This is a genomic window from Alloalcanivorax gelatiniphagus (assembly GCF_005938655.1).
GTDB classification, from domain to species: Bacteria; Pseudomonadota; Gammaproteobacteria; order Pseudomonadales; family Alcanivoracaceae; genus Alloalcanivorax; species Alloalcanivorax gelatiniphagus.
In genome coordinates this window covers 362008-382090 of record NZ_VCQT01000045.1, presented here as the reverse complement: position 1 = coordinate 382090, position 20083 = coordinate 362008, and the positions used below count along the sequence as shown (strand labels likewise).

The 20083-nt window shown below is 65.5% G+C and carries 18 protein-coding genes; 4 read left to right on the top strand and 14 right to left on the bottom strand.

Annotation, left to right across the window (positions count from 1 at the left end):
* Positions 1 to 168: 168 nt before the first annotated feature.
* From FGS76_RS17565 to FGS76_RS17550, 4 genes are all read right to left on the bottom strand, one after another.
* Entirely contained in the window at positions 169 to 1479 is a 1311-nt protein-coding gene (locus FGS76_RS17565; protein WP_138773945.1) for a TRAP transporter large permease, read from the bottom strand.
* Positions 1479 to 2033: a TRAP transporter small permease subunit gene (locus tag FGS76_RS17560; RefSeq protein ID WP_138773944.1), complete on the bottom strand. Its 555-nt coding sequence runs from the start codon at positions 2031 to 2033 to the stop codon at positions 1479 to 1481. The genes FGS76_RS17565 and FGS76_RS17560 overlap by 1 nt, the downstream gene beginning before the upstream one ends.
* 75 nt (positions 2034 to 2108) lie before the next feature.
* Complete coding sequence (gene dctP, locus FGS76_RS17555) at positions 2109 to 3152, bottom strand: TRAP transporter substrate-binding protein DctP (protein WP_138773943.1); 1044 nt, start codon at positions 3150 to 3152, stop codon at positions 2109 to 2111.
* Positions 3153 to 3323: 171 nt separating this feature from the next.
* A complete protein-coding gene (locus FGS76_RS17550; RefSeq protein ID WP_138773942.1) occupies positions 3324 to 4778 on the bottom strand; it encodes an amidase in 1455 nt (484 codons plus the stop codon).
* Between the two features lie 76 nt (positions 4779 to 4854).
* Here FGS76_RS17550 and FGS76_RS17545 point away from each other — a divergent pair, with 76 nt between their 5' ends.
* On the top strand, positions 4855 to 5277 hold the full coding sequence (locus FGS76_RS17545) for a VOC family protein (protein WP_138773941.1): 423 nt from the start codon (positions 4855 to 4857) through the stop codon (positions 5275 to 5277).
* Positions 5278 to 5312: 35 nt separating this feature from the next.
* Here FGS76_RS17545 and FGS76_RS17540 read toward each other — a convergent pair whose 3' ends face one another.
* From FGS76_RS17540 to FGS76_RS17505, 8 genes are all read right to left on the bottom strand, one after another.
* A complete protein-coding gene (locus tag FGS76_RS17540; RefSeq protein WP_138773940.1) occupies positions 5313 to 6548 on the bottom strand; it encodes a CaiB/BaiF CoA transferase family protein in 1236 nt (411 codons plus the stop codon).
* Between the two features lie 4 nt (positions 6549 to 6552).
* Positions 6553 to 8049: a tripartite tricarboxylate transporter permease gene (locus FGS76_RS17535; RefSeq protein ID WP_138773939.1), complete on the bottom strand. Its 1497-nt coding sequence runs from the start codon at positions 8047 to 8049 to the stop codon at positions 6553 to 6555.
* A gap of 42 nt (positions 8050 to 8091) precedes the next feature.
* Entirely contained in the window at positions 8092 to 8562 is a 471-nt protein-coding gene (locus tag FGS76_RS17530) for a tripartite tricarboxylate transporter TctB family protein (protein ID WP_138773938.1), read from the bottom strand.
* A 2-nt stretch (positions 8563 to 8564) separates the two neighbouring features.
* Complete coding sequence (locus FGS76_RS17525; RefSeq protein ID WP_138773937.1) at positions 8565 to 9542, bottom strand: Bug family tripartite tricarboxylate transporter substrate binding protein; 978 nt, start codon at positions 9540 to 9542, stop codon at positions 8565 to 8567.
* Positions 9543 to 9558: 16 nt separating this feature from the next.
* Complete coding sequence (locus tag FGS76_RS17520) at positions 9559 to 10521, bottom strand: Bug family tripartite tricarboxylate transporter substrate binding protein (protein WP_138773936.1); 963 nt, start codon at positions 10519 to 10521, stop codon at positions 9559 to 9561.
* Positions 10522 to 10559: 38 nt separating this feature from the next.
* On the bottom strand, positions 10560 to 11729 hold the full coding sequence (locus tag FGS76_RS17515) for an acyl-CoA dehydrogenase family protein (protein ID WP_138773935.1): 1170 nt from the start codon (positions 11727 to 11729) through the stop codon (positions 10560 to 10562).
* 34 nt (positions 11730 to 11763) lie between these two features.
* The gene (locus tag FGS76_RS17510) at positions 11764 to 12741 is read right to left on the bottom strand and encodes an IclR family transcriptional regulator (protein WP_138773934.1); all 978 of its coding nucleotides are present in this window, start codon (positions 12739 to 12741) and stop codon (positions 11764 to 11766) included.
* 231 nt (positions 12742 to 12972) lie between these two features.
* Positions 12973 to 14199, bottom strand: coding sequence for an ATP-grasp domain-containing protein (locus FGS76_RS17505; RefSeq protein WP_170214507.1), 1227 nt, complete (start codon positions 14197 to 14199; stop codon positions 12973 to 12975).
* Between the two features lie 213 nt (positions 14200 to 14412).
* Between FGS76_RS17505 and FGS76_RS17500 the strand changes: the two genes are divergently transcribed.
* Positions 14413 to 16386 (top strand): hypothetical protein, encoded by a 1974-nt coding sequence (locus FGS76_RS17500; RefSeq protein WP_138773932.1) that lies wholly within the window; start codon positions 14413 to 14415, stop codon positions 16384 to 16386.
* Here the strand turns inward: FGS76_RS17500 and FGS76_RS17495 are convergent.
* Positions 16383 to 17486, bottom strand: coding sequence for a histone deacetylase family protein (locus FGS76_RS17495; RefSeq protein ID WP_138773931.1), 1104 nt, complete (start codon positions 17484 to 17486; stop codon positions 16383 to 16385). The two genes, FGS76_RS17500 and FGS76_RS17495, sit on opposite strands and share 4 nt — an antisense overlap.
* Before the next feature lie 166 nt (positions 17487 to 17652).
* Positions 17653 to 17859, bottom strand: coding sequence for a cold-shock protein (locus FGS76_RS17490; RefSeq protein WP_138773930.1), 207 nt, complete (start codon positions 17857 to 17859; stop codon positions 17653 to 17655).
* Between the two features lie 387 nt (positions 17860 to 18246).
* Between FGS76_RS17490 and FGS76_RS17485 the strand changes: the two genes are divergently transcribed.
* Together FGS76_RS17485 and FGS76_RS17480 are read left to right on the top strand one after the other, a co-directional pair.
* Entirely contained in the window at positions 18247 to 19272 is a 1026-nt protein-coding gene (locus FGS76_RS17485; protein WP_138773929.1) for a PDC sensor domain-containing protein, read from the top strand.
* A gap of 70 nt (positions 19273 to 19342) precedes the next feature.
* Positions 19343 to 20062: a helix-turn-helix transcriptional regulator gene (locus FGS76_RS17480; RefSeq protein WP_138773928.1), complete on the top strand. Its 720-nt coding sequence runs from the start codon at positions 19343 to 19345 to the stop codon at positions 20060 to 20062.
* Positions 20063 to 20083 lie beyond the last annotated feature (21 nt).

The window sequence follows — 20083 nt, the reverse complement described above, 5'->3', positions numbered from 1 at the left end:
GGATGTGTATAAGATACAGGGATGGGGACGCGATAGCGGATAAAGGCTGGCACCACGCCAGCCCCTGTATCCTGAACCCTGAATCCTGTATCGGAGACTGATCGCGACTGAAGTCGCTCCTACGGGGCGGGTCCTGTAGGAGCGGCTTTAGCCGCGATTGGGGGCCTGCTAGAAGAACAACTGCGGCAGGTAGGTGGCGATTTCCGGGAACATCATGATCAGGGCAATGCCCACGATCTCCACCAGCACGAACGGGATCACCGACACGTAGATGTCCTTCATGGTGATGCTTGGTGGCACCACCCCCTTCAAATAGAAGAGGTTGAACCCGAAGGGTGGTGTCATGTAGCCGATTTCCATGTTGATCACGAACAGGATACCGAACCACACCGGGTCGAAGCCCATGGCTTTCACCACCGGCAGGAACACCGGCAGGGTGATCAGCATGATGCCCACCGGGTCCAGCACCATGGCCAGGAAGAAGATGATCACCATCATGGTGATGATCACCGCCCAGGGGCCACCGGGGATGGAGGTGATCCAGCCTTCGAACAGTTCCTGGGCGCCCATGCTCTGGTAGGCGGCGCTGAAGGCGTGAGCAGCGAACAGAATCCACATGATCATGCCGGTGAGCTTAAAGGTGCGGATGGACGCGTCGCGCATCAGCTCCCAGCTCATCTTGCGGTACACCAGCGCCGACAGCAGCGCGCCGAATACGCCCATGGCGGCCGCTTCGGTGGGGGTGGTGATGCCGGCGATGATGGAGCCGAGCACCATCACCACGATCAGCATGGGCAGAATCACCGCGCGCAGTGCCTTGATCTTCTCCGGCCAGGACGCCCGTTCTTCCTTGGGCAGGGCCGGCGCCAGTTCCGGCTGGAAGTAGCAGCGGATCAGGATGTAGGCGCAGGTGAGCACCATCAACAACAGCCCCGGCAGCACGCCGGCGGCGAACATCTGACCCACGGACACACCGGTGATCAGTGAATAGAGAATCATCAGAATGCTGGGCGGAATCAGAATGCCCCAGCCACCGCCGGTGTTGATGCAGCCCAGCACCATGCGTTTGTCGTAGCCACGGTCCAGCATGGACGGCAGGGCGATGGTGCCCATGGCCACCACGGCGGCGCCGGAGATACCACACATGGCGGCGAAGATGGCGCAGATCACCAGGGTGCCGATGGCCAGGCCGCCGCGCAGGCCGCCCCACCACAGGAACATCATGCGGTACAGGTCCTTGGCCACCCCGGTGCGCTCCAGCACCATGGCCATGAACACGAACAGCGGTATCGCCACCAGACTGAAGCTGCCCATGGTGCTCCAGATCTGCGAAGCCACCATATAGAAGGCGTCCGGGCCCCAGGTGAAATACAGGAACACCACGGACACGCCGCCCAGCACGAAGGTCAACGGCAGACCCAGCACCAGGAACACCAGCAGCGAGCCGAAGAACAGCAGAGTGATCATCTCAATGCTCATCAGTGCGGCTCCTCCGTCCCGTCATCGATGCTGTCTTTAAGAACCCGGGCGTTGTCCGGGTTGATGGCCACGGCGATATCGCGCAGCAGTTTGACCGTGCCCTGCAGCAGAACCAGGCCGATTGCCAGCGGCATGAAGGCCTTCACCGGCCACACCGGCGGGTTCCACGCGGAATAGGTGGTCTCCTGGCCCTGGAACGATTCCCAGGCCATGGACGACGCGAAATACAGAAACGCCAGAATGAAGATGTAGAACAACACGGAGGTGAACACGTCGATGATCGCCTGCGTGCGCACCGAGAAACGCGAATACAACAAGTCCACGTTAACGTGGCCCTTGTGCGCCATCACATAGCCACCGGCCATGATCGCGTACACGCCGAACACGAACTGGGTCAGTTCGGAGGTCCAGACGGTGGGCGAATTCAGCAGGTAACGGCAAACGACCTCGAGCAGCAGCAACGCGCTCATCACGAACACCAGCAGCGCGATCCACCGGCCGATCACGTCATTCAGACGAGTCACGCCGCTGATCAACTTCTGAAGGAAGGACATGGTTCCTCCGCGGGAGTTAAACGGTAAACACTAAAAAGGGGGAGCCGGCTGGCTCCCCCCGGGGTCGGGCGGGCGTTACAGGTAGCCCAGGTCGCTCAGGAAGTCTTTCAGTTTCTGAACGGCTTCGCCGGCTTTTTCGCCGCGCTTGGCTTCTTCGTCCCAGGTCTTCTGGGCAACCTTGGCGAGACGGTCCTGCACGTCCTGGGGCATGGTGTTGATCTTCACGCCCTGATCGGCCTGAACCTTGGCCAGGGTGATTTTTTCCTTGTACAGGTATTCGCTGGTGCGAACCCAGAACTGCTCGTCCAGGGCTTCCTTGACGATCTGAGCCATGCCCTCGGGCAGTTTATCCAGCGCTTTCTGGCTGACGATGAAGGCGTCGGTACCGGCGATGTTCAGAGCCGGCTGCACGTGGTACTTGGCCACTTCGTAAAGACCCATGCTGGCCGCGCCCTGTGCCGCGCCCCAGTGGGCCGCGTCGACCACACCGCTGGACAGCGCCTGGTAGAGCTCACCACCCGGCACGTAGGTACCGGCGGCGCCGGCTTCAGTCAGGAACTTCTGCAGGGCGCCGGAGGAACGAATCTTCAGGCCCTTGAAGTCATCCCAGCTGTTGATCGGTTTCTTGGAAACCATCTCGGTGGGATAGACCTTGTCGGTGGAGTAGTAAACGTTGTACTTGGCCGCTTCCTCGCGGAGCATGTCCTCGAAGCCCAGGTTCTTGTGGAAGTAGGACGCTTCCCAAACGTGGCGGAACGCGAACGGCAGACCGGAGGCGATGCCCGCCAGGGTCATCTTGTCCTGAGCGTAGGCGGGGGAGATGGTGCCCATCTGAATCACGCCACGGCTCACCGCGTTGAAGGTTTCCTGTGCCTTGAACAGCTGACCGGCTTCGTACAGCTCCAGTTTCAGCTTGCCGTCGGTACGCTCCTCGATCACGCGTTTGATGCGTTTGAGGCTGTCCTCGTAGGAGCTGCTGGAACCGGGCCAGTGGGACTGAACCTTCCAGGTAATGGTATCGGCGGCGTGGGCCGTGGCGCTGAACGCCACGCTGGCGGCCAGGGCGAGGGCCGAGCCACCGAACGCCAGCGTGTTACGGAAACGATGCATCAGAGTCATGGGAAGCTCCTGGTTTGTTGTTTTGCCTGTTCCGCATAGCGAAATAGTAAGGCCAAAAAATGAAACTGCTGGACGGAATGTAGCACAGCTCCCCGGTTTCCCAATACCCTCTTTTCATGACGCCCGCTCATTGTCTCAGCAATGTATACACATTTCCCGCTTTTGTTGCCTTTACTCCGCCGGTGGTGACGGCGGCAGCGGTGCCAGCACCTCCGAAAGCTGCTCCGCGAAGGCCAGCACGGTGCGGTCTTCCAGGTAGGGGCCGATGATCTGCACCGCCAGCGGCAGGCCGTCCCGGGTGAGGCCAATGGGCAGCGTCACCGCCGGCAGATACACCGCTCCGGCCAGCCCCACCCACACCATGATGTCCAGGTAAGGCTGGTCCTGGCCGTTGACCCGCAGCACCCGGCCGCCGGGCCCCGGCTTCTGCTGGTGGGGGAACGGCAGGGTCTGCACCACCGGACACAGCAGCACGTCGAAATCCTGGAAGAACCGGTGCCAGGCGGCGCGCATTTCCTGACGGCGCTCATCCGCGTACAGCCAGTCGGTGTGGGACTGGGTCACGCCCCGGGCGAACCGCACCCGGTAACCGCCGTCGTCCGGCGCCGCCTCGGCCACGTCCTGTTGCAGCTGCTGATAGAGGTCCTCCGGCAGGCCCAGGCCCATGGTACCGGCCAGCAATTGATAGTAGACGTCGTAGGCGCTCTCCAGCGTGATGCCCGTCGGGCGCGCTTCCAGGTCCACGGAGGCGCCCTGGGTGGCCAGCTCCCCGGTCAGACCTTCCAGAGCCTGGCGGATGGCGTCGTCCACCGGGCAGCGCGGGTCGTCCAGCCAGGCGGCCACGCGAAAATTCCCCAGTTCGCTGTGCCGGGGCGCCGGCAAGCTCAGCTGCCAGCCCGGCGCCTCCTCGTCGTCCGGCGCCGCCAGCAGGTCCAGGGCCAGGGACAGGTCACCCGGGTGCAGGGCCATGGGGCCGGCCACCGAGATATCACGGCGGGCCAGCGCCCCCGGCGGGCCGGGAACATGCCCCCGGGTGGAGATCAGCCCGAAGCTGGGCTTGAGCCCGCACACGCCGCAGAACGCCGCCGGGGTGCGGATCGAGCCACCGATGTCGCTGCCCAGCTCCAGCGGCGTGAAGCCCGCCGCCAGGGCGGTGGCGGCGCCCCCAGAGGAGCCGCCCGGGGTGAGCGCCGTGTTCCAGGGGTTGTTGGTGGTGCCATAGATGTCGTTATAGCTCTGCAGGTCACCGGCCATGGCCGGCACATTGGTTTTGCCGAACACCACCGCGCCGGCGTCCAGCAGCCGCTGCACCGCCCGGCTGGTGGTGCCGGAAACGTGGTCACGCAGCACCCCGGCGGTGGTTGGCCAGCCGCTGATTTCGTAGGTTTCCTTGATGGTCATGGGCACGCCATGCAGCGCCCCCCAGTCCTCGCCCCGGGCCAGCGCCCGGTCCGCTTCCCGGGCCCGTTCGCGGGCCTCGTCGAAGCGCCGTACCACCACCGCGTTGAGCGGCCCGTCCAGCCGCTCAACGCGGTCAATGAAATATTCCAGCGCCGCCTCGGCGGTAATGGCTTTCTGCTTGATGCGGCGCGCCAGGGCGCGGGCACCGATGCGATGCAGGTCCATGTGCTCTCCCTCTGTTATTATGAAAGACCATTCTGCTCAACCCGACCGCACTCTTCTATCAAACGGGATGGAAAACATGAAGTATCTGCACACCATGGTGCGGGTCAGCGACCTGGACGCCTCACTCCGCTTTTACTGCGAAGGCCTCGGCCTGCGCGAAAACCGCCGCAAGGAAGTGCCCCAGGGCCGCTTCACGCTGGTGTTTCTGGCCGCCCCGGAAACCCCGGAGGCGGAGCTGGAGCTGACCTGGAATTGGGACCCGGAACCGGACATGGGCTCGGCCCGCAACTTCGGGCACCTGGCGTTCCGGGTAGACGACATTTACGGGCTTTGCGAGCACCTGCAGTCGATGGGTTACACCATCAACCGCCCGCCCCGGGACGGGCACATGGCGTTCGTGCGCTCGCCGGACCTGATCTCGGTGGAGTTGCTGCAGAAAGGCGACGCCCTGGCTCCCCAGGAGCCCTGGGCGTCGATGGAGAACACCGGCAGCTGGTAACAACCAGCCAGTAAGCCGGTAAGAAGCGGGCGCCGTCAGCGCCCGCCGGTGGCGATCACCTTGGCGTCCAGCAGGGCCTGCCGACGCTGGGCCGGGAAGCCGGCCTGCTCCAGCACTTCCAGGGTGTGCTGGCCCAGTTCCGGCAGGAAGCTGGCCCGCGGCGCCGGGTCGGCGACCGTCTCCACGGCGGCGGTGCCCACAAAGGTGTAGGGCAACGCCGGCACGTCCACCTCGCCACCCTTGCCATCATGCACCCTCTGGAAGATGCCGATCGCTTCCACATCGGCGCTGGCGCGTACCTGCTCATAGTTACGCACCACACCGCACACCACGCCGAACGCCTCCAGCCGCGCCCGGGCTTCCTCGCCGCCGTGGCCGCCCAGCGCCTCGGTGAGAATGGCGACCATGGCGGGCCGGTTGGCGACCCGGTCATTGCTGGTGGCGAAGCGCGGGTCGGTGGCCAGCTCCGGCTGGTCGATGGCCCGGCACAGCCGCTGCCAGTGATCTTCCATATAGGCGGAGATCACGATGTGGCCGTCCCGGACCTGAATCAGGTCCGCCGCCGGCGCCACCAGCGGCTGGGCGTTGCCGGCGCGCTGGGGCAGTTGCCCGGAGCAGCCGTATTCCGCCCAGATCTGCGCCTGCAGACCCACCGCCACCGCCAGCAGGGAGGTTTCGATGGTGGCGCCCTCGCCGTGGCGGGCGCAGCGGAACAACGCCGCCAGAATGGCGTTGGCGGCGGCGGTGGCGGTGGCCGCGTCGACCACCGCGAAGCCGGTTTTCAGCGGCGTGCCACCGGGCTCACCGGTGAGCGACATCATGCCGCTCTCGGCCTGGGCGGCGATGTCCAGCCCCGGGCGCTCCCGGGACGGGCCACGGGTGCCGAACCCGGAAATCGAGGCATGGATCAGGCTAGGCTTTTCCGCGCGCAGGCTGGCCGCGTCCAGGCCCAGGCTCTCCATGACACCGACCCGGCTGTTCTGCACCACCACGTCGGCGCCCAGGGCCAGCTCCCGGGCCACCGCCACGCCTTCGGCGTTGCGCAGGTCCAGAGCCACGGATTTCTTGCCCCGGTTATAGGCCATGAACATGCCGCTGCGGTGGCCGCTTCTTTCACTGACGCCGAAGCGCCGGCTGTTGTCGCCGTTGAAGCTCTCGATCTTGATCACCTCGGCGCCCAGGTCGGCGAGAATCTGCGTCGCCCCGGGGCCGGCGATAAACTGGCCGAACTCGATGACCTTGATACCGGCCAGGGGTTGTTCGTTTGTCATTACATCATTCCTTCACGGTAGCAGAGGAAAACACGCGCTTGCGCAGCCGGCTCAGCAGGGGCCACAGCAGGAACAGCGCGGTAATCAGAAACAGACCCGAGGCGATCGGGCTGGCGAAGAAGCCCAGGAAGCTGCCGCGATTCATCAGCAGCCCCTGGCGCAGGCTCTGCTCGATCATCGGGCTGAGCACGAAACCGATCACCATGGGCGCCAGCGGAAAGCCGTTGTAGCGCAACAGGAAACCGCCGATGCCCGCCAGCAGCACCACCAGCAGATCGAAGGGGTTGCCGTTGATGCTGTAGGTACCCGCCGCCACCAGCACCACCACCGCCGCCATCAGCAACGGCTCGGGCAAGCGCAGGATGCGCGAGAACAACGGCGACATCAGCCAGCCGCCAAAGAACATGCAGATGTTGGCCACGAACAGCATCAGGAAGATGAACAGCACCAGTTCCTGGTTATCCAGAAACAGGCGCGGGCCCGGGGTGACCCCCTGCAAAACCAGTGCGCCCAGCATCACCGCGGTGATCGGGTCGCCGGGCACCCCCAGGGACAGGGTGGGCACCATGGCCCCGGAGGTCACCGCGTTGTTGGCCGCCTCCGAGGCGATCAGGCCATCCGGTTCACCGGTGCCGAATTTGTCCCGGTTGGGGGAGCTGCGCTTGGCTTCCGCGTAGCTGATCATGGACGCCGACGAGGCGCCCACCCCCGGCAGGGTGCCGATCCAGGTTCCGATCAGGGACGACTTGAGCAGCATGGAAAAACGCCGCCGCAGTTCAGCCAGGGACGGGCAGCGGAACGCGGAGCGGATCACCGGGACACTGCCGTTGACCCGCTCGGCGGCGCGCCAGAACACTTCCGACAGGGCGAACAGGCCGACCAGAAACGGCACCAGGCCAATGCCCGCGGACAGGTCGAAGACCTCGAAGTCGTAGCGCAGATAACCGGTGACCGGGTCCTGCCCCACCACCGCCACGAACAGGCCGATCAGACCGGCCATCAACCCCTTGGCCAGGTTGTCCCGGGACACGGTGACAATGCAGGTCAGCGCGAACACGCCCAGGGCGAAATACTCCACCGGCCCGAACTTCAAACCGATGCGCGCCAGCAGCGGCGACGCCACCGCCAGAATCACGGTGGCCAGAATACCGCCGAACGCCGAGGCGGTGGTGGCCCAACCCAGGGCCAGGCCGGCCTCGCCGCGCCGGGCCATGGGGTAACCGTCGAGTACGGTGGCGGCGGATTGGGGGGTGCCCGGGGTGTTGATCAGAATCGCCGACAGCGAGCCGCCATAAACCGACCCGCAATAAATACCCAGCAGCAGCGCCACGCTGGCGCCCTGCCCGAGCACGAAGGTGAGCGGCAGCGCCATGGTGATCGCAAGCAGCGACCCGAGACCGGGCAGCGCGCCGATGATAATGCCAACCAGGGTACCCGCCACCACCGCCAGCAGGGCATCCGGCGCGGCGAGCATGGAAAGGGCGGACAGCAAGGCATCCATATGAGCCTCCGGGCCCCGCCAGGGGCCATGTTCTTGTAGGAATCAGGAAAACAGCGCGCTCAGGGAAGGCAGGGCCGGGCCCGGCGGCTGACGGTTGAGCAGATCGGCGAAGCCGTACCAGATCAGGACCGTGAACAGCACCGCCACCACCACCAGCAACAGCGGCCGGCGGAAACCCTGGAACAGGGCGAACACCAGCATCAAAGCCAGGGTGGCGGGCACGAAGCCCAGCCACTCATAGCCCAGCAGATAGGCGCCACTGATCACCACGGTGCCGGTAAGGCTGCGCCAGCGCAGACGATCCGGCGGGGTGGCGGCGTGGCTGTTCAGCACCGCCTTCACCATCAACCAGATCGCGCAGACGCCGATCAGCACCAACAGCACTTTCGGATACCAGTACGGATTACTGGCCACCGCCACCGGCCGGTCGTTGCCGCCGCCGGCGATGAACACCGCCACGGCGGCGGCCAGGGCGGCGCCGCCGTAGCACAGGTCCAGAACGCGCGCTTTCATGATCAGTGACCTCCGCCCTTGAGCACGTCGCGGATCAGTTCACCGTTGGTCTCCGAGGTGGAGAGCACCAGATGCTGGAACGCCTGGGGGCCCAGATAGACCGCGTCCAGGCCGACCCGCCGGAGCACGGTTTTCAATGCCTCGGAACCGGTGGCCTGTTCACAGGCGGACGCCAACCGGTCGCGAACGTCCTCGGCAACGCCCTTGGGCGACACCAGGCCACCGGCCACCGCGGCGGTCATGTCGTAGCCTTGCTGAATGGCGGTCTTCAGGTCGGGCAACGCCTCGATGGGCTGGTCGCTGAACACGGCCACCGCCCGCAGATCGCGGTCGGTGACGGTATTGGGCAACGCGAAGTACAGGTCGATGTGACCGCCCATCAAGGCGGTGAGACCCGGGCCGTCACCGGCGAAGGGCACATGGGTGATGTCCACGCCGGCCAGGCGCTTGAACTGCTCAATCTGCAGATGCGGCAGGGTGCCGGGCCCGGGGGTGCCGTAGGTCAACTCACCGGGGTGGGCCTTGGCGTAGTCCACCACGTCCTTCAGTGTTTTGAAGGGCGAGCCCGGCTTCACCGCCAGCACCTGCGGTGCATAGTAGAACTGGCACAAATAGTCGAAGGAGTCGGCGCTATAAGGCGTGCGGTGCATGTGCGGCTGGTTGGCGATGGTACCCACCGGCGCCACGCCGATGGTGTAACCGTCGGCGCGGGCCCGGGCCAGGGCCGCCATGCCCACGCTGCCGCCACCGCCGGAGCGGTTGTCCACCACCACCTTGTCACCGAGTATCTCGCTCATGACGTTGGCCACCGCGCGGCCGGCCAGGTCGGTGCTGCCGCCGGCCGGATAGGGCACGATTTCGGTGATCGGGCGGGACGGGTAATCCGCCGCCCAGGCCGGCGTCACCAGCAGGGGCAGCGCGCTCAGCGCCAGCCCGAGCCAGCAACGGAAGTTCGAAAGTTCGCGGGTTGTTGTTTTCATTTTTTTGTCTCTGGGATCAGGAACGATTTTTGAGAACTTTTTCGATCAACCGTCCATTGGTCTTGGAGATGGCTTCCACCTTGGCGCGGAACTCCACCGGTCCCAGATAGGCCGCCTGGGTGCCGAGCCGGTCGAGCACCTTGCCCAGCCGTTCCGATTCGGTGGCCTGTTTGCAGCTTTTTTCCAGGGCCTCGCGGGCCTCGTCGGGAATGCCCTTGGGCGCGATCACGCCACCCCACCAGGAGGCGGTCATGTCGTAACCCTGGGCGGCGGCGGTTTGCACGCCGGGCAGGGTGTCCAGTTCCTGTTCGCTGAAGATCGCCACCGACTTCAGGTCGCGGTCGGCGATCACGTTGGACATGGTCATGTAGAGGTCCACATGGCCGCCCATCAGCGCGGTCACGCCCGGGCCATCACCGGCGAACGGCACATGGGTGATGTCCACGCCGGCTTTTTCCAGAAACTGTTCCATGGCCAGGTTCGGCAATGAGCCCGGACCGGGGCTGCCATAGGTCAGTTCGCCGGGGTGGGTCTTGGCGTAGGCCACCAGTTCTTCCAGGTTGGAGAACGGGGAACCCGGCTTCACCGCCAGGGCCTGGGGGCTCTCAAAGAACTGGCACACGTAATCGAACGAATCCAGATCGTAGGGAGTGCGATGCATGTGCGGCTGGTTGACCAGCGGCGCCGCCGGCACCACGCCGACGGTGTAGCCGTCCGCGCGGGCCCGGGCCAGGGCCGCCAGCCCCACCGTGCCGGCGCCGCCGGAACGGTTGTCCACCACCACATTGGTGCCCAGGCTGTCGGTCAGTTCCTGGGCGATGGCGCGGGCCATCAGGTCGGTGCTGCCGCCGGCCGGGAACGGCACCATGGCGGTGACCGGACGCTCCGGGTAGTCGGCGGCCCAGGCCGGGTTGAGACAGGCCAGGGCCGCACCGATGACGGCCAGAGCACGGATACGACGGGTGATTATTGTAAGCATGTCGTCTTTCCTCTTTTTTTCAGTGAGAACGGCGGCGCTCAGCGCGCCAGCCGCTGGGACGCCTGCCGCAGGGTCAGCTTGGCGATATTGAGTTGGTGAATCTGGCTGGTGCCTTCGTAGAGCCGGAACAGGCGCACATCCCGGTAGAGCCGCTCGATGCAGCTGTAATCCGCCACGTAGCCGGCGCCGCCGAAGATCTGCACCGCCCGGTCGGCCACCCGGCCGCACATTTCCGAGGCGAAGTACTTGCACATGGAGGCTTCCAGCTTCACGTCGCCGCCGTCGTCGCGTTTGCGCGCGGTGTCCAGGATCAGCGCCCGCGCCGCGTGAATTTCGGTCTGCATGTCGGCGATCATGGCCTGCACCAGCTGGAACTCCGCCACCGGGCGCCCGAACTGGCGGCGCTGGCTGGCATGGCTCAGGGCCTCGTCGAGCATGCGCATGGCCGGGCCGGTGCACAGGGCGCTCAAATGCAGGCGCTGTTTGTTGAGCACCTTCATGGCGGTGACGAACCCCTGCCCTTCCACGCCGCCGATCAGATTGGCGGCGGGCACCCGGCAGTCCTCGAAGTACACTTCCGACACCGGCGAACCGGCCTGGCCCATCTTTTTATAGGCCGGCCCCACGCTCAGGCCCGGCGTGCCCGCTTCCACCAGAAAGGCGCTGATGCCGCCGGCGGTGAGGTTGTCCGGGTCGGTGCGCGCCATCACCGTGAACAGGCCGGCGATGGGGGCGTTGGTGATGTAGCACTTGGTGCCGTTGAGCACATAGTGATCGCCGTCCCGGCGCGCGCTAGTGGTCAGGGCGGTGGCGTCGGAGCCGGCCTCCGGTTCGGTGAGCGCGAAGCAACCGGTGATCTCACCCCGGGCCAGGGCCGGCAGGTAGCGGCTTTTCTGTTCCTCGGTGCCGTCGGCCACCAGCGCCTCGGAGCCGATGCCGGTGTTGGTGCCCACCCGGGCGCGGAAGGCGGTGGCGGCCTGGGAAAGCTCCATGGCGGCCAGCACCAGCTCCTCGCAGGTCAGCCCGGCGCCGCCATACTGCTCCGGAATGCTCCAGCCGAAAAAGCCCCGGCGACGCATGTCCTCGACCAGCTCCTCCGGCACTTGGTCCTGGGCTTCCACGGTGTCCTCGGCGGGAATCGCCACCTCACGGACCCAGACCCGGACATCTTCCAGCAGCGCCGCCAGGCCCTCCTGATCACGAATCATAGTGTTCTCCTTATGCCGGTGACTCCGGCGATGGTTAGGCGCCCCGGCGGCTCTGGTCCGCGGGCGCGGACAGCGACCGAAGCGCTTCGGAAAGTCGCTCACCGAGCCGCTGCAGCTCGGCATCGGAAGTACGGAAACTGGGCATCATCAGCCCCAACACCGCCGCCGGCCGGCCGTCCTCGCGGAGAATCGGCAGCGCCACCGCGCTGGCCCCTTCCACCCGCTCACCGCTGGAAATGGCAAAACCCCGTTGGCGGATCAGGGCCAGTTCCTTGCGCAGCGCGGAGGCGTTGGGGACATAGCGGGTCATGGCGTCGAGGGCGCCGGCCTTGATCAGCGACTCGCACTCCGCTTCCGGCAGGAACGCCAGCATCGCCTTGCCACCGGCGCCCAGATACAGCGGGAAGGCACTGCCCACTTCCAGGGCGTAGCGCACCGGGTGCGTGCTGGGCAGCGCGGCGGTGACGATCTGCTGGTTACCGGCACGATGAAACAGGGACACGGTCTCGCCGGTCTCCGCGTGCCACTGCTCCATCAGCGGCCGCACGCGCACCAGCACGTCGTCGCTGTTGAGGAAGGGGCGGGCCAGTTCCATCACCGAGTGGGAGAGGTGCCAGCGGTCGGTATCGGCGTCCTGGCGCATCAGGCCTTTTTCGCTGAGCGGTACCAAAATCTCTTCGGCGATGCGCGGGTCCAGCCCCACGCTGCTGGCCAGCCGCTCCAGGGGGGCGCCCTCCGGCACCGCCGCCGAGGCCGCCTGCAGCACATCCACCGCCCGACTCACAGCCCCGGCGCCGGTGGACCGGCCGGTATAGCTGTAGCGCTTGTCCTGGGGGCGGCGGTACAGGTAACCCCGGGCTTCCAGGGTATGCAGGATGCGATAGACGATGGCCGTGGCCTCGCCCATGGCATCGGCGATCTCGGTCAGGGACATGGGCTCCGGGGTGCGTTCCATCAATTCCAGAACGTCGAGAGCGCGGGCCAATGTTTGTAGTTGGTAGTTGCTGGCCATTTTTTCTTTCTCCGAAACTGTTATCTATTTAAGAAAAAGCCTGGACGGCTGTCAACCCCACCCACGGCCGGACACCGGGCCACGGCCAGGCGCACGCGGGCACCACACCCGAAGAACAGGAGTGCACGGGGCTGGGTTGCACGGAGGCAGGTAGCGCGAAAGGCGGGTGGGGAGAACGGAACAGTGAGGAAAGCCACCGCCGGCGGTCAGAGCCGCCGGCGGTGGGGCGGATCAGATATAGAAATCCAGTTCTTCCTGATGCTTGAGCAGGTCACGCATCTGGTAGGGGTCGTCGCCATGGAAGTACACCAGCCCCCAATGGGTACCGAAGGCGGTGCGCTTGGTGACGGTTTCTTCCAACGGCGCGGTCAGCTCATGGAAGTCGAAGTACGGATGGTTCAGGGTCTCTTCCGGGATCTCCAGGTGGCTGACCACCCGGCGGCGCGGGTACACGCCGAAGCAACCGGCATGGCCCTTGGCATCCACCACCTCGCGGGGGAAGAAATCGAGAATCTCCTGCTCTTCGGTTTTCGGATCAAACACCAGCACCATGGCCTGGTAGGCGTTGAAGCCGTAGACCTTCTCCAGCAGCTCGAACACCTTGAAGCCCGGCGGCCGATAGGCCACCTCGCCGAAGTACATGGTGCCGTCGCTGGTGACGAAGTATTCCGGGTGAATAAAGCCGGATTGCAGGTCGAAGGTTTTGATCAGTTTTTCGATTTCCTGCTCGATGCGCGGACGCCAGTTTTCCAGTTCCGGGCTGGCCGGCACGAACACCGAGTAGCCCAGCGTCACGTACTCGGAAATGTTCAGGAAGCGGATCTTGCCGTCGTGAATCCAGGCTTCCACCGCGAACTCCCAACCGTCCAGGTGGCTCTCCATCAACACCGGAAATTCCTCGTCGGGAATGGTGTCGACTTCGTCCGGCGTGCGGATCACCCGGTGGCCGAGACAACCGGCCTTGTCGAAGGCCTTCAGGTGAATCGGATCATTGGGGTCGCCGTCCAGCTTGAGCAGGGTCTGGTTGACGCGCTTGAGAAAACGGATCACGTCTTCCCGGTCGTGGGCTTCCTCGAAAATGCCCACACGGATGCCGCCCAGTTGGGCGCGCCGTTTCATCAGCGCCTTGTCGCGGAACAGCACCGACTGGCCGTACAGGCGCGGGTTGTCCATCAATACGGAGTTCACGGCGCCGGCCCATTCGACGGTTTCCTCGAACAGCGGGATCGCCACGTCCACGCCTTCGTCCTTGAGTTTTTCGGCGATTTCCATCGAACGGTCGTTAAGTCGCTCGAAATCCCAGCGCATGAAGGGAATGTCGTGTTCCTCGGCGAAGGCACGCGCCCAGTCCGGCGCGACCACGATGAAACGCCGGTCGAATTTTTCCAATGCCTCGATGGCGTTGAGACTCCATCCCAGCAGGGCTACGTAGCCTTTTTGCGGATTTTTCGCCGTCATAAGCATCTCCTTGTTACGGGCCGACCGTGGAGGGAGGGAGCGGCATGCCACCGCGGGGTTCGGCGTGGCGTCCTTGCACACCGGGTCGCTGACCCGAACACCCAGCCTAACAGAACACAGCGCTTGCCGCGTCAAGGGTCGAGGGTTCATCTTGGGGTATAGTGTTCCGCGGGCCGTCCCGCCGGCGGCGAACCAGCAATATCCGGGGAGACCATGAGCAGCAGTGATACGCAGCACCACGAGGCCACGCCGGATCTGGTAACACGCTTCGACGAAGCACTGGCGCGGGTCACCGATGCCAGCCGCTTCGCCAAGGCCCTGCATGTGGGCAAGGTCATGCAACTGGCCGGCCGTCTGCTTTGCCAGCCGGAGGGCGCCGGACACCTGTATCAACGGGCCGCCGCCATCGAGCACTCTGGCCTGTTCGGCGGCACCGACTGGGCACAGCCGGAAATTCTGCAGGCGGACATCACCGTGCAGACACTGCGGCTCGGCGGCCCCGACGACATCACCCTGGAATGCCTGAGCGAATTGCGCCTGCTGGCGGTGGCCCAGGGCGAACTGGCCCATCCGGCGCTCTCCGCCGAGCAGGCCCACCACTACCTGGCCCAGGTGCTGGCGCTGAATCTGGACTTGCTGTTCGAGACCGGCGGCGAGGCGATCCGGGTGCGCCAGGGGCGCATGGCGGCGGCGGTCCGCGGCGTGCTGCAGATGCTGGTGTCACGGATCGGCTACGACAACATCATCGATCGGCTGATCGAGGAAATCTGGCGCATCCTGGCCCAGCGCCCGGTGCGCGTGGATCACATCAAGGCGATGATCACGCAGATCGCCGCCTGCCTGTACAACCCGTCCATCACCGTTTCCAACAGCCGTGGCGCGGATCGTCTGGTCAGCGCCCTGTTCGGCCCCACCCAGGCATCGGTGGAAGACCCGGGCCTGGAGGTGTACGCCGAGCGCCTGGCCACCATGGACACCCAGGCCCTGCAGCAGGAAGCCGGCGGCTTCGCCCGCGCCATGCACGACACCGGCCTGGTGTCCGCCTATCAGCCGGTGTTCCTGCGCTTCGCCCTGACCCAGTCCAGCGAGCTGGTGAGCGCCGCCCTGGGCCTGAGCGCCACCGGCCGCGATGCCCTGCTGTGCTATCAGGAACTGGTCTACACCCTGATCGAGGCGTCGGTGTTCCCGGATACCGCCCAGGCCGCCTACGGCCTGGCGCTGATGCTGGAACGCGGCGTGCTGTTCGCGCCGCCGGTGGCGCCGGCGCTGTGGCGCCAGCTGGGCCAGACCCTGAGCCCCAGCGCCGATGCCGCCATCGTCCAGGCCCTGGGCGACGTGCAGCCGGCCAAGGTGCAGTTGATCGCCGCTGTGCTGACGGTACTGGGTCTGCCCCTGGGCGTGGGCCAGGGCAACAACCCCACCTGCCAATCGGCGCGGGCCATTTCCATGTGGGCCTACAACGACCCGGATTACCTGCTGCAGATGATCGTCTGGGCCACCCGGGACGACGACCTGGTGATGCATTTCGAAGGCCAGCGGCTGTCGTCCAAGGAGCTGGCGCTGACCATGCCGGCCATCGCGCCCCAGGACGTGGACGCGGTGTCGGCGGTACTGGTGCCCCATCTGGACCGGATCTACCACGCCATGGGCAGTCTGTGCGCCGACCGCGATGACGACCCGCACCGCTGGATCAATCCGGAGTTTCACGGCTGGTGGGTAGGACGGGGCTTCCGCCTGGCGGTGGACCTGGCCACCGGCAAGCTGCACGATTACGAAGGCTTCGTGCGCCACTTCTACGCCTGCTACCACCCGATGTACAACGGCAATCAGCCGCTGATCTACCCGCAGCCGGCGGGGCTGGCGGTGACCGACAGCGCCGCCCGCTTCGTGGGCTGGCACGCCATCACCATTCAGCGCGTGACCCTGGATCAGGACGAGGTGATGCGGGTGTATTTCTACAACCCGAACAATGATTCCGGCCAGGATCTGGGCAACGGCGTGAAGGTGTCCACCGAGGGGCGCGGCGAGCGTTATGGTGAATCCTCGCTGCCGGTGGCCGAGTTCGTTTCCCGGCTCTATATTTTCCACTTCGATCCGCTGGAACACCTGGACCCGGCCCGGGTGCCCGCCGAGGATGTGGCCCGGGTGGAAGCCCTGGCCCGGGACAGCTGGGCCCTGGAACGCTAGCGGCCGCTCTCGCTGAAGGCGTCGCGGTGAAATTCCGCGGCCTCTTCCACCGCGCGGATGCCCGGCGCTCCAGGGTCCTCCGGATCGGCGCCGGCCATCACTTCCAAGGTGGCGCGCACGCCATGGGCCAGGGATTCGGTGTGATAGCCACCCTCCAGCACCATGGCCAGCCGCCCGTCGCAATGGCGGTCGGCGATATCACGGACAATGGCGGTCATCGACGCGAAGCCTTCGTAGCTCACGTTCATGGCCAGATCGAAACGGTGGGCGTCGAAACCGGCGGACACCAGCACCAGGTCCGGCTGGAACGCCTCCGCCGCCGGCACCAGCACCTCCCGGAACGCTTTCAGCATGGCCATATCGCCGGTGTCGCCGGGTAGCGGCACGTTCACCGTATAGCCCTCACCAAGACCGCCGCCCACTTCCGTCAAGGCGCCGGAACCGGGGTAGAACGGCGCCGCCCGGTGGGTATCGAAAAACAGCACGTCCGGGTCCGCCCAGAAAATTTCCTGGGTCCCGTTGCCGTGGTGCACGTCCCAGTCAATGATCAGCACGCGCTGGCACCCCAGCGCCGCCTGGGCATGGGCCGCCGCCACCGCCACGTTGTTGAACAGGCAGAAGCCACGGGCGCGCACCGACTCGGCATGGTGCCCCGGCGGGCGCACCGCCGCGAAGGCACCCCGGGCGCGGCCGGATACCACCGCCTCCACCGCGGCGATGGCGGTGCCGGCGGCCACCTCGGCGGCCTCCACACTGCCCGGCGACACCGCCGTGGTGTCCATGTCCAGCCAGGCGTTTTCGCCGCGCATGGCCTCGATGCCATCCAGGTAGGAAGTGGTGTGCACCCGCGCCAGTTGTTCCCGGGTGGCGGCCACGCCGGGCTCGCAACGCACTCCGGGCACCGGCTCCTTTTCGAGCAGCTCCAGGATTGCCCGCAGGCGGCCGGGGTGCTCCGGATAACTCCATTTGACCACCAGGCCGGACAGGATCTCGCGAACCCGGCGGTCAAGGCGCCCGGGCAGAAAGGCGGCGTCCGCGTCCGGCTGATGGGCCAGGGTGCGCGGATCATGGAACAGAATCACTTCGCGGTCACCAATCATGGCACCCCCGTCCAACTCGAGTTCCCCCCTTATACCGCTAACCGACCGGCCAACGCACGCTCTGTGAGCACAAAAAAAAGCGGAGCCCGAAGGCTCCGCTCTTTTTTTCCGACCGCGCCGAAGCGCGCCGGAAGGGATGCCGGCCCTCAGGCCGGTATCCGTGGTCTTATACCGCGACCACGTTTTCTGCCTGCGGACCTTTCTGGCCCTGGGTCACGGTGAACTCAACCTGCTGGCCTTCAGCCAGGGTTTTGAAACCGGAGCCAGTGATGGCGCTGAAGTGTACGAAGACGTCGGGGCCGCCGCTTTGCTCGATAAAGCCAAAACCTTTGGATTCGTTGAACCACTTAACGGTACCGGTGGTAGTAGACATAATCATCTCCTGATCATTCATAGAGTCTTTGGTTAGGTCCGGTTTAAGGGACCCGGGGGCGCTGGAAGTTTACTGTTACTTATGAAGGTCAGGACGAACACTAAAGGAAGGGTATCGAACGGGGATTCATAAATACTGCTGTACTTTCTAGCTAGGGGCCAGCATACACCCGTCGCCGCCCCGGTCAACCCCTTTTGCATGCCAATCCGGATCCTTTGCCGCCCCGCCCGCCGTTAAAGTTACTGCCCGGTTTGGCCGATAAACCGGTATAGGCGAATTTTATCCATTAAAAACAAGGACTAACGGATATCGCAAGGCCCGTTTATTGCAAGGCAAACATCGAGAAAGGTCTACCTGCCTGATGCAAAACCAAACGGGAGCGTGCCCATGCAAGACAACACCATTCTGAAGCTCGCCTATGACATTTCCGAGATGACCCACGACAAGGTCGGCGCCATCGAGGACATCATGCAAACCACCCGCATCCTGGCCCTCAACGCCCGCATCGAGGCGGCCCGCGCCGGGGGCGCCGGCGCCGCCTTCGGGGTGGTCGCCGAGGAGATCGGCCGGGTGTCCGAGGAGATCAATCATATCGCCGCCGACTTCCGCCAGGCGGTGGAGGGCCACACCCGGCGCATCGAGGAGGCCGGCGGGGAGATGCTGGTGGCCTTCCGGGGCCAGCGGCTCACCGACCTGTCGCTGAACGCCATCGAGATCATCGACCGCAACCTGTTCGAGCGGTCCTGTGACGTGCGCTGGTGGGCCACCGACTCGGCGGTGGTGGCCGCCGCCGGCGATCCCCGGCCGGCGGTACGGCAACACGCCAGCGACCGCCTGGCCACCATCCTGCGTTCCTACGTGGTGTACCTGGACCTGTGGATCGCCGACGCCGAAGGGCGCGTGGTGGCCAATGGCCGACCGCACCGTTACCCCAACGCGGTGGGCCTCAACGTGGCGCGCAGCGACTGGTTCCAGCAGGCCATGAACACCGCCAGCGGCGACGACTTCACGGTCGCCGACATCGCCCGCAACAGCGCCCTGGACGACGCCGCCGTGGCCACCTATGCCACCGCCATCCGCTCCGGCGGCGACGCCGACGGCACGCCCCTGGGGGTGCTTGGCATTTTCTTTGACTGGACACCCCAGGCCGGCGACGTGGTGCAAGGCGTGGGGCTCAGTGACGAAGAACGTGCCCAATGCCGGGTCATGCTGCTCGATGCCGAGCACCGCCTTATCGCCGACGCCACCGGTGGCGGTGAACTGGGCAGCCCCTACCCGCTCCGCACCGAAGGCCGCGAGCGCGGCTACTACCAGGACGGCGACAAGCTGGTGGCCTTCGCTCTGACGCCGGGGTACGAAACCTACCGGGGCCTGGGCTGGTACGGGGTGATCGAATGCCAGCTCGGTGGCTGACCCCGGTGGCCTTTTCTTCCTGAGCACGGAGCGGGCATGATGACGGGGTTACCCGCTCTGGAGCCCGACCATGCGTCCAACGGTGCACGACATGAGCACGGCGGAACTCACCATGCTCGCCGATCTTATCCATACCCTGGACAACGCCGCGCCGGAGTGTGATCCCCGTGAGCGGGTCCTGGAGGGCGTGACCCGGCTGTTGCGGGCGGATTTCTGTGCCTCGTTCGTATGGAACGGCGACACCGGCACCAACGAGCGCCCCCTGGCCCATAACATGAGCGGCGAGAATCTGGACCGCTATCTGAACTGGTTTCAGTTCCGGGACCCGATCACCCGGAACCTGCGCGCCCGCCGGCGGGCCACGCCGGTGCGCGCGGTGATGCCGCAGAGCGAGCTGGAAAAAACCGAATTCTTCAACGAATTTCTCCGCCATGACGGCCTGCACCACGGCATCAATCTGTTCCTGTTCCAGGGCGACCGGGACCTGGGCGACCTGCGCGTCTGGCGCGCCCGGGGCCGCCCCGACTTCCAGCGGCGGGAAATCGAGCTGCTGGATGTGCTCCAGCCCCACCTGTGTCGCGCCTTCGCCCGGCCGGCGTCTCCCCTCGCCGCCCTCAGCGCCAGGGAACGGCAGGTGGCGGAGTTGGTGGCCCGGGGCCTGACCGACAAGGACATCGCCGCCACCCTCAAGATCGGCTACGCCACGGTGCGCTCGCACCTCAATCACGGCATGGCCAAGGCCGGCTGCTCCAACCGCGCGGAACTGGCGGCGCTGACCCACCGATACTGATCCACCGACACCGACCTCCCC